Below are 13,121 nucleotides of genomic sequence, written 5' to 3'. Positions count from 1 at the left end.
AATAAACATGATCCTATCGAAAGAGTCTTCTTCGTGGATTATTCCAAACCTTTATATAAATTTGACCTTCACTTGATTTAAAAAGTTTAATCCCAATTAGTTTTAATAGAGTAAAAACTTCCCTCATTTCAATTAATGGCATCAAACGTACCCCTTTCATTTTTAAAATATAGGACTTTATATACTTTTCACTGTGATTATATTATCAATGACTATTATACCATGAAATTTTATCTAAAGAACTACAATTTCCCATAATATTTTACAGATTTACCAAAGTATGGATAAGATAGGGACGTAGGAACAGGTTCATTTTTCATGTTTTAGTATCTTTTATAAAGAATTTACGACAAATTCAGTCAGAGAACAAAGACTCATAATGTGATGGGCCTTTTGTGAACCTTCATCTAGAGGGGGCTAATGTCATTAGTTTTGGTTCCCGTTTACTTCACGAGGTTCTCTTTCTTTTTCAAAAGCATTGGTAAACACTTTTCTGTAAACCTATGGGGAGGCTATCAGGTATCTATAGATTCATTTTATGACATGGGGGAGCTTAAAGTTCGTGGTATTGCCAACTACAAATCCATATGGAGAAACGAAAGCCATGAGTGAGCGAATTTTAACGGATATAGCGAAGGTAAATCCAGGTTTTTCGGTGATCCTTCGATATTTCAATCCAGTAGGTGCCTACAAGAGCAGCTTAATTGGAGAAGCTCCAAACGGAATTCCAAATAACCTAATGCCATATGTAACACAAGTAGCAAAGGGTAAACATGAGAAGTTAAAAGTCTTCGGAAATGATTATAAACAGTGGATGGAACGGGATTACGTGATTATATCCATGTAACGGATTTAGCCGAGGACCTTGTTACTGCATTGGATCATCTTACAGATGGTGTGCATATCTATAACTTGGAAACTGGACTTGGTACGAGTGTGCTAGAGTTAGTGAAAGCTTTTTAAGAAGCCAATGAGATTGAAGTCCCTTATGAAATCATAGAGCGAAGACCTGGGGATATTGCCGAATGCTATGCGGATGCATCAAAGGCAAAGAGGGAACTAGGCTTGCTAAGCGTGATATTATCGAAATGTGTCGGGATGCTTGGCGGTTTGAGAAAAATTATAAGGAATAATTACGAAATTAAGGATACCCGCTAGGTTGTTTTATATAGCAGCTGGACGGGTAATTTCCAGTCCTTTTACTTTAGTTCATTAATGTATGAAAACATTTTTTGTGTCTGTTCCTTTACAATCGTTTGCTGAATGTTTTACATCATTTTGCGTATTTTGCCATTCGTCGTCATTGTACAATCATGAAGTTTCTCACTTTTCAAGTGATCGTTCTGGCTCAAATTCATGTTCTGAAACTACTCGTAGTGATCAAAACGGGGCAATACTAATTATGTTATACACAAAGGAATGGGAAGTTGCACGTGAAGGGTATATGTAACTTCCCATAAGTCTTTTATAAAAGATACATGCGTATTAATCAAATTTTGCCTTATCGAATTTGCGCCCGGATCTAATAACTGTGCTCGCTTGATCAAATACTATCAAAAGTACAAGGCCCACAGGAGAGGACCACTTAAAGAAATGTAGGAACTCTACACACGTCGCAAGTCTCTGTACAAAAGCATTTGGTAATATAGTTAACTAAACTCCGAATGCAAGTGCTCAATTGCTCTTACGATTGTCCTTTTTTTGTTTTTATCCAAATCGTCTCCTACTCCGACCATGTCGTCGGTTTCCATATCTACATCAATTTGGAATGAGGCAAAGGCTTCAATATACTCTCCCTCTGTATAAAAGAGCTCTACGTGGCACTCTTTTCCCTTGTAATCATAATGATTGATGATCTCGATGTCTATGTATTCTTTCATCATATTGAACGCGCCTTCTTTTTTTATTAAGAAAATTGGCATAGTTTTAAGTTACCATTTAAGCCAAAGTTTTACGATGATTATAGGCAGGTTTTTATAATTGTGCTGAATTTGTCAAAGGGTTTTCCGGAAAATTCCCTTTTTTCAACATAAAAGGATAAGTTGTGTTTCGTGATTCATGAGGTCCTATAGATAAGGTCGATTATAGGCTCTAGCTCAATGTATCTATTCCATTGTTTTCATGCTGTATATCGAATCTTTTGTTTCTAGGCCTACTTATCGCTTAATCTTTATAAGGTCTAAGAATCACTGATTCGTTTGCTCCCTATACACCGATCAGGGTAACGCCCCGAAAAAACCTGACCAGAGTAACGTTAAAAACGTTCAAGTGCTTCACATCTTATTTCTCAGTAAAATTTATCTGCCCCTCTTCTTTTACAAGCAGGATGCTTTTCTCCTTTTCATATAGAAAGATCATATTTTTTTCCATCTTGGACCGTTCCAAAAGGGTAGTACGTAAAAAGGTTGCTTGGTTTTGTCTATTTTGGAGTCTGTCGGTATTGACATCAATAATCAGGGAATGTCCTCCTATTAGATGGACAATGGTTTGATTAGGTGGGAGGGGTTCAATGTCATAAATATGGGATTGGACAAGCCACATGGTTCCATCCTTCTTTGAATTACATCTGATGAGGATGATATTCTGTTGTGCGGATAAGGCAACAGGGAGTTTATTTCTTCCCTTTAAAATCGATCGAGAGGACTTTATCGCTCCATTCAGTTCATGACCGGCATAAAGGAAAGAGGCTTTTACGATTTCATTCGGGGATTGACTGACGAGAAAACTGAGGTCACCTTCAATAACTTGTGAATACTCATAGCCATTATAAAAATAAGAGAACAATGCTGAAGTTTTACAATTAATAATATAGGATTTTATCAATCTACACACTCCGATATATTTATTTTTGGTTAATAAAGAACAAGGTGGTGGTTCTGAGCCAAAGGTTGGTAGTCTATAAGGTAATTAATTTGACAACGCTTACATACAGGTGGATAAAATGAACGACTGACTAATGCCTTTCCTTTCGATTATTATTGTTCAAGTGATCACAAATAGGTTTAAAAAATAACTTTCAAAGAGAGTACTGAATGGTTGTATCTATAAGGGAGGTGATTCTATTCATCATCTCTGTACTCGATTCGAATAATTTCATTCATATCGTCAATTCCAAGGGCATCTGCAATTTTTTCCAAGTGTTCTATATAGATAAACTTTCTGTTCTGGTTTTTTAAATTACTTAATTTATCATGACCAATATCCGTCATTAATGAAAGTCCTCTTAAAGATAAGTTTCTCTCTTCCAGTAATTCTTCGATATTTATCTTTACTTTTCTCCCCATAGCACTCTTCACCCTTTTTATGACTATAAGGACAAATTACTATATAAACGGAAAATAAGTGGTATCCCATCCGATACCACTCCGTAAATAATTTTATAAGTCTTCATAAAAAAATGATTGGTTTTTGATAAAAAAGGACATTTTCCGAGAAAAATGATATGTTTTTTGTCAAAAGTTGATCGTTTTTTCGTCCGTTTTGTTCTTTTTCATCATTGTACAAATTTGTCGTAGTTTCATAGAGTAAGGGTGAAAAGTCCCAGTCATAGTGGCGTCCCGAATTAAAATGACAGAACTCTTTCGATTCGTGAGCCTCTTGTATACCCGAGGTAATGTTAACTTAACTGGGATCGAGGAGTGTTTCGATTGCTTCGAAAGTCAAAAGCTATAGGGATTTTAACGGTATTACAACTGAAAGAGAGAGTGACTCGAAGGCTAATAACCCCTGTGTTTTTCATCCCTTAACCCTGAAAATGAAGAGGAGGAACATCAAAATGAGTAAACTATTAATTCAAGAAAACCCAATCATGATTCAACCGTCCCTTGTGATGGAATTAGGACTCAATCAAGCGATTATTATCCAGCAGGTCCATTATTGGTTAGTCACGAGTTCGCATATTAAAGATGGGAGAAGGTGGATCTTCAATACATATAAGGACTGGCAGCAGCAGTTCCCGTTTTGGTCTGAAAGAACGATTATGCGGAGCTTTCTTGCCTTGGAAGAAGCGGGGTATCTCATTTCTGCTAACTATAACCGGATGAAACTTGATAAAACGAAGTGGTACTCCATTGATTATGACAAATTGGCAGAGTTAGAGAATGACTTATTGAGTCACACGACCGAACAAATTGTCAGTACAGGAATGACAGAGGGACAGCTTATAGATGACAGCGTGACAGAAGCAATACCAGAGATTAACACAAAGACTAACACAGAGAAGATATATACACCTCTTCCCATTGCTGAAATCCTTACATACTTGAACTCGAAAGCGAACACAAACTATAAAGTTAGTTCTAGGAAAACAAAGCAACTAATCAAATCTCGTTTTAACGAAGGATTTCAACTCGAGGACTTTATTAAGGTGATCGATATTAAAACAGAGGAATGGAAGAATGACCCTGCTATGAGTAAGTTTCTGAGGCCGGAGACCTTATTTGGACCGAAGTTTGAATCTTACCTCAATCAAAAGAGCGGAAAGAGAGCCTATCATGAGGAGGATTTTGACCTTGAGTGAAACGTGGGGATGGTTCTCGCGTTTCATTAGGAAGAAGAACTACCATGAGGAGGAATTTAACCTTGATATCTAAACGAGAAGTTTTTCATTTGCTTAGGCTGATTTCTGTTTATTATGATTCGTTTGATCTCCAACAAGAAAAAATCGATGAGTGGTGTCGTGTGTTAAAGGATGAGACTCTTCAAGTGTTGGAGGAAAACTTACGGAAACATGTGGCCTATTCACCTTTTCCACCAAAGGTTTCTGATTTACTTTGCAAGCCGAAAAATGGTTCTAGAGCCATACCAAATGATGAAGATACGAAAATTATTTTAACAAGTCCCTATCAACCAGCCAGTAAAGAGGTGGTAGAAAGGTCATTAGCACAAATACGAGAAATCTTAGGCATCAAAAGAGGGGAAGACTGATGAAACGGAATCCGTATTATCATATTGAGGTCGAACAAGCGATCATTGGCGCTTTGTTTTTAGATGGAGAATTGATCACGGAATGTACGTTACAACCCGAGCATTTTTACTCCTCGCAGTTAAGAAACATTTACATCTTGATGCAGCAATTAGCGGAAAAGGGAAAACCGATTGATGTGGTATCCGTTGCAGAGGAAGCGGGTCCGGAATACTTTTCTGAAATAGGAGGCTGGGATCTCTTACCCTCCCTAGCGGAAAGTGTTCCATCGACCGCAAATTTCCAGTATTACCAGGAAATTGTGAAAAAGTATGCACATAAAAGAGATACGGTTCTGATTGCTAATAAGATCCGCAAAGCCACTCAAGCAGGAAATCTAGACAGGACCCTTCGCGAAGGAATTCAAGATTTACAAACGGTAGAAGACCTTCTAAACGAAGAGAATCTGGGTGACATTCAACAAGGATTGATCGATTTATATATGGATTGTGAACAAGATCTTGGAGAGATCAGCGGCATAGCTTCAGGCTTTAAAAGCCTTGATGGATTAACGGGAGGATTCCAAGAATCAGATCTTGTCGTCATTGGGGCCCGTCCAAGTGTAGGGAAAACGGCGTTTGCGTTAAACATTGCCTTACAAGCTGCGCAAGAAGATGTGTCAATTATTTTTTCGTTAGAGATGTCGAAAAAGCAACTGCTCAAAAGAGCCGTTGGGCAAATAGGGAATGTCAGTTCAATGAAATTAAGAAATCCCAACCGGCTTTTTGACGAAAAGGATTGGAACAGCCTCCAACAAGCATTAGGAATGATTTCAAAGATGAAGCTGCATATTTACGATCAAGGCGGAATGGATGTTCCTTACATCTGGTCGCATGTGAGAAAACTGCGGCAACATTATGGCCCAGAAAAACGATTGCTCGTGTTCATTGACTATTTACAATTAATTAACGGAGATCCTCGTTTAAAGGGAAATCGGCAGGCAGAAATTAGTGAAATCAGCCGGGCATTGAAACAGATGGCGAAGGAGTTAAACGTGGTCGTCGTGGCTCTTTCCCAACTGAGCCGGGCGGTTGAAAGTAGACAAGACAAGCGCCCGATGCTATCCGATCTTCGTGACAGTGGGCAAATTGAACAAGACTCTGATTTAATCGCCTTCCTCTATCGGGATGATTACTATGACCGTGAATCAAAAGCGAAAGATCGAATAGAAATCATCTTAGCCAAACATCGAAATGGCCCAGTTGGAACCGTAAAGCTTGCGTTCTTGAAGGAATATGGAAAGTTTTTGGACTTGGTGGGGTGAAACGTGGGAAACATGGGGACGGTTCTCACGTTTCATTTTAAAGAATGAAACATCAGAACCGTCCCGGCGTTTCATTTAATTTTAGAGGGAAAGGTATCGGTGGTTATCGTCGGTTTGCGGGGAACTATGTAAAGGAATCCAAGGAGGGTGTACATTAGCTGGGCATTCTTTAGATTGAGATATGACATAGCAGGAATGGTTATAAATCTTATCAAAAGAAAATCAGGCCTTTTATTTTCGCTGGGTTCTATCCATTGAATTAAAGGATTCTAACAGTTTACCTTAATGTATGGTTACAGGGACGCCCCGAAAATTCTTGTTTTGCATTATGTTTCACAGGAGGGTCTTAAACCCTCTTTAAAATAAACTAGTAAATCTAATATGGTATTCTATTAATATAATGAAATAATAATTGAAAGGTGGAAAGAGATGTACACAAAACTAGATTTACTGAACCATTTGAAACAAATGGGGATCGATAAAAATGGAACAATACTTGTTCATTCGTCAATGAAAAGCATTGGCCAAGTAGAGGGTGGAGCAGATACTGTCCTAGATTCATTCTCCAAATATATGAATAACGGTTTGTTAGTCTTCCCTACTCATACATGGAAATATATTAATGCCGAGAATCCCCGCTTCTATGTAAGTGACTCACCATCTAATGTGGGGTTGTTGACGGAACTTTTCCGGAAGCGTCCAGGTGTGATTCGCTCATGGCACCCAACGCATTCAGTAGCCGCCTTAGGTAAAGGTGCACAGGAATTTGTTGCAGGAAATGAACAATTCGATACACCTTGTGCACGGGAATCGAGTTGGGGGAAATTGCTAGATCAAAAAGCAACCATCTTATTAATCGGAGTGGACCTGCGAAGATGTACTTATATTCACGGCGTTGAGGAATGGCTCGATATTCCGGGACGATTAACAGATGAACACGAACAGCTTTACACGGTTTTTCCAGATAACACGGAAATATCCGTACCACAACGAAGACATATTGGTCACACCTCTGAAAAATACGGACGAGTGGAAGATGTTTTTCTAGATAACCAAGCTATGTACAAAGGGAAATTTGGGGATGCAACGGTGCGTGTTTGTGATACGGTGAAAATGACGGATTTGCTTATTCCTTTACTTAAAGAAAAACCGGATTTATTTTCATGAAGGATGTATCGTTTCAACCCGAAACAGAGTTCTTTCTCATTTTTTAAAAGGTGGAAGTTTATCAAGCATTTTTAAGGTTGCGTAACTGTGACGCCCCGAAAAGCAGTAAGATAGAATCAGACCCATTTAAGTAATATTGAACAGCTGCTAGTTTAGTTTCAAGTGAATATATTTTAGTCATAAAAACTGCACCTCGACCCAATTAGGTCGAGGTGTCTGCCCTTTTGTCTCTACATTTCGACTTATACCATAGTTCGAGTCCGTTCTCTCTATATACCCATCCTCTACGTATAGACGTCGTTTCATAGGTTCCCTTGGCGTCCCGATTTAATAATTTTTCAGCCATTTCAATATAAGCAAGAATCATATTTTTGTCCCTTAATGGTTTTCCATGTCCAACAGCAAGATAATCAAACTCATTTTCTCGACTCGTAATTTTTTTAATCCTTCGAGAAACCTTTGAAGACACTCACTATTATCGTCATCAGGAGTGTTTTTGTTTGTGTGATTGTTATAAAAAAGACGCTTATGTACTTTCACTTCTTCTTCGATTGTAGATCGTCCAAATAAAAGAACGCTATCCCCTACAATATCCCCACTAAATAAGATTCTTTCTTTTTCAATCCTATCGAAATGGTCTGATTGTTTTCTTCTTGTGCTAGTTTGGATAGATAAAATCTTTTTGATTGAAATCTAAATCCTATTAGCCTGAAGATTAATAGAATTTTTTGTTTACATGATGATTACATTTGTGTGACAATAGTAATATTTTGCCATTACCATCTTCCGTATCCTGCTTTATAATAGTGTATTATAACCATATTTTAGAAAGGAGAGCCAATGAAAAAAGGTTTATTTTATGGATTTATTTTGCTTGCTATCTTAGTACTAGGGTTTTCTCTATTTTACTTAAAGGATTCATCTGAAATGGCTAACAAAGTGAAAGAGAAAAATTCAGAAGAAACAGAACTAAATCTAAATGAAACAAAGATTCATAAGGCTGCAGCTGCAACTGTTGGTAAGAGCCCAGATGAGGAAAAGCAACCTGTCGAAGGCAAATTTGAATCGAATGCTGAATTTAATAGGATAACACAAAGCGCGGAATTAAATTTAGAAGCTTTAATCGAGTTAGCCGAGAAAGAAGTTGAAATGAAAAAAGAAGGTAACATGGATCTTTCTATTATTACAATAAAATATAAGACCATTCTAAAGGAAAAAGAAAAGGAATCAGACGGCCAATTCAAAATCTTTTTAGACAAACTGGAATCAGACAGGCTTGAGAATGGACTCCCAGCATCGTTGGAAGAAGAATATAAGCGGGAATACGAACAAAAGAAATTAGATCGCTTATTTAGGTTAAAGGAAGCCATACAAAAGCTTGTCTAAACTTATCAGAGAAAGTAATAGATAGAGAGAAAGAAAGAGAACTGAATCATTAGGGAGTGGAGTTTTTGAAGAACAAGTCATTGGTGATCATATTAATTTTTTTGTTAATCGCTAACCCACTAATGGCTTTAGCGGAGCCATTAGAAATAAGTAATCAAACAACAGAGTCTGATTATATTGAACCTACCCTTAATAACGTCCAATTATCTACCAGAGATGTGAATGTTGGGGAGGAAATTGTTTTTACAGCTTCAGTATCGGATGACCTTTCGGGAGTTTCTAGTGTATCGGCCATGATATACATAGCAGACAGATCTAAGCCTGATGGTGCCCGTTACATTGAATTTGTCTACGATCCTGAAACAACAAATTGGATTGGAACTTATATAGTTGGCGTGAATGATCAACCTGGAGAATGGATCTTACAAGACATTCATATGGTTGACAGCTCATATAATTCAAACTGGGCTTACATTTCAGAATCCTTTACCATCCATAACGCAGATGGAGACTTCTCGGCTCCCATAGTAGAAAATGTTGTGATTGATCCGGAAACGGCTAATGTAGGAGATGTTGTCAATTTTTCTATGAAGGTTACTGATGATAAGTCTGATATTAGTTATGTCAATCCGTATCTACAATCTGTTGATGGTATGTCAAATCGGTATATCTATGTAGAATATGACCAAGAAAAAGATGCTTGGGTTGGTTCCTTTACTGTGCAAAAAAATGACAGACCTGGCTTATGGACCTTAATGGTTGATACACAGGATACAGCAGGGAATTATGGGATGATTGATACGAATAAAAACCTTTACATCAATAATGAGGATGGCGATTTTACAGCACCAGTTATAGAAAACATTGAAGTTTCACCATCTACGATTGCAGTAGGGGAAACAATAACGATAACTGCTGATGTAAACGATGATCATTCAGGAATTCGAGAGGTAACGGCTAATCTTCATTCGTATAACTATGAACAATATGAAACAGTAAAAATGAACTACAACCAAGAACTAAATAAATGGATAGGGACCTTTACTGCAAAAGACACGACACAGGATGGTGATTGGTTTATCACTGTAAATGCAGTAGACAATTTTGATAATCATGTCTCAAATTACTCTTCACCGTATTTTAATGTCATCAATCCTGATGGAGATTATACAGCACCTACGATCACAAGTTTAGAGGTGAATCCGACAAACATAACAGTTGGTGAACAAGTGACCTTAACAGCAACGGTAGAAGATGACAAATCAGGCGTGGCTTATGTTCAAGTGCAAATGGACTACATAGGTAATGTACCATTTAAGTACAATAGTGAAAGCGGAAAATGGATAGCAACTGTGACGATTCCAAACTCTATTGAAGATGGAACGATACTTAACATTCATAGTGTAGAAGCAATTGACTTCAAGGGCAATAAAGGATATGAATCGTTCTATGAATCAGTGAATGTATCAAACCCAACTCCATTAACATTAAAAAACGTTGAATTTTCATCTAATACGGTTAAGGTAGGCGATGACCTTCAAATTCAAGCGAAATTTGCTAATGATCAAGATGTAGTTAAAAGTGTGACAGCAAGAATTACTAATGAATATAGTCTTCATAGACTTGTAGAACTTACCTATGATCAAGCCAGTGGAACATGGATAGGAACATACCCTGTTACTGCTAAAACTGGGGAATGGTATGTATACTTAGATGTAAAAGATGTACAGGGAAACTCTTATTATTTTTCAGCAGATAAAACATTTACGATAGAAAATCCAGATGCTGATATTGAATTGCCAGTAATCGAAAATGTGACGATTACACCTGATGTAGCAACCTTGGGTGATGAGATAATGATTGAAGTAGAAGCAACCGATATCGGATCTGACATCGAGTTTGTTCATGCGTTTTTGAAAATGGAAGATAATTATTACCATTATATTCCACTTACCCTTGATCAAACGACAAAGAAATGGATAGGGAAATACACAGTAAGACAAAATGATGTTTCGGGTCTATGGACTGTTGAAATCACGGCTAGTGACTTTGAGGGTAATATGCAGTCCGATTCAAACTATCAAATTGAAATCAATAATCCAAATGCAGATATAACTGCACCTACGATTAAATCATTTCATGTTGATCGCATCGTTGCCCAACCTGGTGAAACGGTTAAGTTTGAAGCGAAGATTATCGACAATGAGTCTGGAGTTAGTGAGGCCTATGTTCAAATTAGCCAGAATAATAGCTCTGAATCTATTCAGAAGCAGGTGAAACTTTCTTATGAAGAGACTCGTGACTTATGGGTAGGATCTTATACGATTCCAGCCTATTCCACTTCCGGGTTACATTATGTTTATCTAACAACTGTAGACCAAGCAGGCAATTATAATAATGAATCTTGGTTCAATGACTTGTTAATTCTGAATGATACACCCGACTATGACAAACCGATTCTTGGGGAATTGAGCTTTACGCCTGGAACGGTTAAATTAGGTGATTCAGTTTCTTTCAAGGTAAAAGCCACAGATGTTGGTTCCGGTGTTGAAGATGTAAGTGTCACGTTCATGGATGGGCAGTACTGGAATGCAAGTGAATTTGGTGGATATTTTGAAAGTATTGACTTAGAATACGACTCTACGGAAAATGTCTGGATTGGAAGTAAAGTTATAAACTCAGTAGATTACACAGGAAAATGGAGATTGGAAGTATCGGCACGTGATGGAGCAGGAAATTATGTATATGACACATTCCCTCAGCCCCTTTATGTCGACCGAGACGAAGTTGGAACAGTCACTTCAGTAGATGTTGAGGTTAATCAGACTAGTCCACAAGTGGTAGGAACGCCAATTACTGTTAAGGCTACTTCTGAAGGAAGTAAACATCCAGAGTATCGTTTCCTTGTCCGAGATGAAAAGGGAGACATTACTACTATTCAAGAGTATAGCAGTCAAGATACCATAACATGGACACCAACACAATCAGGAGATTACACAATCATTGTCCATGCAAAGGATAAAAACAAAACTGGATCGGCTAGTTTTTATGAAGCAATGAATGAAATGAACTATAAAATTAATGTAGGAAAAGTAACAAGTGTAGAGGTTGAGGCTGATCAAGCTTCACCACAACGTGTTGGAACTCCTATTACATTAACAGCTACATCTGAAGGTAGTAACGAGCCTTTGTATCGTTTCTTGGTCAAAGGTGAAAAAGGAAAACCTACAACACTTCAGTCATATAGCAGCAACGATACGGTCACATGGACACCAACAAGTCCAGGAAATTACACCATTACTGTTTATGGTAAAGACAAGAATAAACCGGGTTTAGGAGCCTATGAAGCACAAGCCGTTATGAGCTATGAGGTGAATGCTGACAAGGTAACAAGTGTGAACGTAACAGCTGAACAGTCAGCTCCACAAGTAGTAGGAACTCCGATTACTCTAAAAGCAACATCAGAAGGAAGCAATGAACCGTTGTATCGTTTCTCTATAAAGGATAACAAAGGAACCGTTACGACGCTGAAGTCTTATAGCGGTAGCGATACGGTCACATGGACACCAACAAGTATTGGAAATTACAAGATTATTGTTTATGGTAAAGACAAGAATAGCTCAGATTCAGAAGAATACTTTGAAGAACAAGCAGTGATGAACTATAAAGTAAAAGCTGGCAAGATAACAAGTGTAAACGTAACAGCCCAACAGTCGGCTCCACAAATGGCTGGAACCCCGATTACACTAAAAGCAACATCAGAAGGAAGCAATGAACCATTATATCGCTTCTTGATAAAGGATGACAAAGGAACCGTTACGACGCTTCAGACTTATAACAGTAACGATACGGTGACATGGACACCAACAAGTGCAGGAAATTATACAATAATTGTTCATGGTAAAGACAAAAACAAACCAGGTTCAGAAGAATCCTCTCAAGCACAGGCAGAAATGTTATTTACAGTACAATAATATATTAATGGTAACAACAACAAATACCCATTCTTACGTAAGAATGGGTATTTGTGTAATAGGGGAATCAACTTTTAAATAGGAATACGGGGACAGGCACGCAACCCGATTCTGCTTGATTGTTAAGTTTCTCAAAATAACCTCATTTATTTCAAAAAGCGATCAAAAACCGCCATATTCCAGAAAACTGAAATATGGCGATTTTTTTACAGGCCACTTTTTTAGTAGCTTCGGAGGGTCCTGTGTTTCCCTAGTTTTTCTCATTTATACAACAGCTATATGCTTTAGCGCTCTTTCAAAAAAGGGGGATCTATTATCCAGGACATTACGAAAAATGATAAGGAAATCGGACAACTGGGCATGATTG

10 protein-coding genes and 1 pseudogene are annotated in these 13,121 nt (G+C 37.7%); 7 read left to right on the top strand and 4 right to left on the bottom strand.

Annotation, left to right across the window (positions count from 1 at the left end):
- Positions 1-577: 577 nt before the first annotated feature.
- A pseudogene (locus R4Z10_RS19570) lies at positions 578-1,133 on the top strand (NAD-dependent epimerase/dehydratase family protein); the annotation flags it as partial.
- Positions 1,134-1,649: 516 nt separating this feature from the next.
- Here the strand turns inward: R4Z10_RS19570 and R4Z10_RS19565 are convergent.
- From R4Z10_RS19565 to R4Z10_RS19555, 3 genes are all read right to left on the bottom strand, one after another.
- Positions 1,650-1,883 carry a hypothetical protein gene (locus R4Z10_RS19565; RefSeq protein WP_338470944.1) on the bottom strand — a complete coding sequence of 78 codons (234 nt, stop codon included), beginning with the start codon at positions 1,881-1,883 and terminating at the stop codon, positions 1,650-1,652.
- 397 nt (positions 1,884-2,280) lie between these two features.
- Entirely contained in the window at positions 2,281-2,823 is a 543-nt protein-coding gene (locus tag R4Z10_RS19560; protein WP_338470943.1) for a competence protein ComK, read from the bottom strand.
- Between the two features lie 236 nt (positions 2,824-3,059).
- Positions 3,060-3,284 carry a helix-turn-helix transcriptional regulator gene (locus tag R4Z10_RS19555; protein WP_338470942.1) on the bottom strand — a complete coding sequence of 75 codons (225 nt, stop codon included), beginning with the start codon at positions 3,282-3,284 and terminating at the stop codon, positions 3,060-3,062.
- Positions 3,285-3,775: 491 nt separating this feature from the next.
- Here R4Z10_RS19555 and R4Z10_RS19550 point away from each other — a divergent pair, with 491 nt between their 5' ends.
- The 4 genes from R4Z10_RS19550 (at position 3,776) to R4Z10_RS19535 (ending at position 7,394) form a co-directional block, all read left to right on the top strand.
- Complete coding sequence (locus R4Z10_RS19550; RefSeq protein WP_338470941.1) at positions 3,776-4,519, top strand: conserved phage C-terminal domain-containing protein; 744 nt, start codon at positions 3,776-3,778, stop codon at positions 4,517-4,519.
- Positions 4,520-4,581: 62 nt separating this feature from the next.
- Positions 4,582-4,926, top strand: coding sequence for a hypothetical protein (locus R4Z10_RS19545; protein ID WP_338470940.1), 345 nt, complete (start codon positions 4,582-4,584; stop codon positions 4,924-4,926).
- Entirely contained in the window at positions 4,926-6,227 is a 1,302-nt protein-coding gene (gene dnaB / locus R4Z10_RS19540) for a replicative DNA helicase (RefSeq protein WP_338470939.1), read from the top strand. The genes R4Z10_RS19545 and dnaB overlap by 1 nt, the downstream gene beginning before the upstream one ends.
- Positions 6,228-6,656: 429 nt before the next feature.
- Positions 6,657-7,394, top strand: a complete 738-nt coding sequence (locus tag R4Z10_RS19535; protein ID WP_338470938.1) for an AAC(3) family N-acetyltransferase — start codon at positions 6,657-6,659, stop codon at positions 7,392-7,394.
- 202 nt (positions 7,395-7,596) lie between these two features.
- On the opposite strand, the gene R4Z10_RS19530 is transcribed toward R4Z10_RS19535, so the two are convergent.
- Positions 7,597-7,863, bottom strand: a complete 267-nt coding sequence (locus R4Z10_RS19530; RefSeq protein ID WP_338470937.1) for a hypothetical protein — start codon at positions 7,861-7,863, stop codon at positions 7,597-7,599.
- A gap of 371 nt (positions 7,864-8,234) precedes the next feature.
- Between R4Z10_RS19530 and R4Z10_RS19525 the strand changes: the two genes are divergently transcribed.
- On the top strand, positions 8,235-8,780 hold the full coding sequence (locus R4Z10_RS19525) for a hypothetical protein (protein ID WP_338470936.1): 546 nt from the start codon (positions 8,235-8,237) through the stop codon (positions 8,778-8,780).
- Positions 8,781-8,845: 65 nt separating this feature from the next.
- Positions 8,846-12,754 carry a triple tyrosine motif-containing protein gene (locus tag R4Z10_RS19520; protein WP_338470935.1) on the top strand — a complete coding sequence of 1,303 codons (3,909 nt, stop codon included), beginning with the start codon at positions 8,846-8,848 and terminating at the stop codon, positions 12,752-12,754.
- Positions 12,755-13,121: the final 367 nt, after the last annotated feature.

The organism is Niallia sp. XMNu-256 (genome assembly GCF_036670015.1).
Classification (GTDB): domain Bacteria; phylum Bacillota; class Bacilli; order Bacillales; family Cytobacillaceae; genus Bacillus_BD.
This window is presented reverse-complemented; position numbering and strand designations above follow the sequence as displayed.

Bases quoted from the DNA above. Each gene is read 5' to 3' on its own strand.
- R4Z10_RS19565 (WP_338470944.1), bottom strand. From the start codon at position 1,883: ATGATGAAAGAATACATAGACATCGAGATCATCAATCATTATGATTAC.
- R4Z10_RS19555 (WP_338470942.1), bottom strand. From the start codon at position 3,284: ATGGGGAGAAAAGTAAAGATAAATATCGAAGAATTACTGGAAGAGAGA.
- R4Z10_RS19550 (WP_338470941.1), top strand. From the start codon at position 3,776: ATGAGTAAACTATTAATTCAAGAAAACCCAATCATGATTCAACCGTCC.
- dnaB (WP_338470939.1), top strand. From the start codon at position 4,926: ATGAAACGGAATCCGTATTATCATATTGAGGTCGAACAAGCGATCATT.
- R4Z10_RS19535 (WP_338470938.1), top strand. From the start codon at position 6,657: ATGTACACAAAACTAGATTTACTGAACCATTTGAAACAAATGGGGATC.
- R4Z10_RS19525 (WP_338470936.1), top strand. From the start codon at position 8,235: ATGAAAAAAGGTTTATTTTATGGATTTATTTTGCTTGCTATCTTAGTA.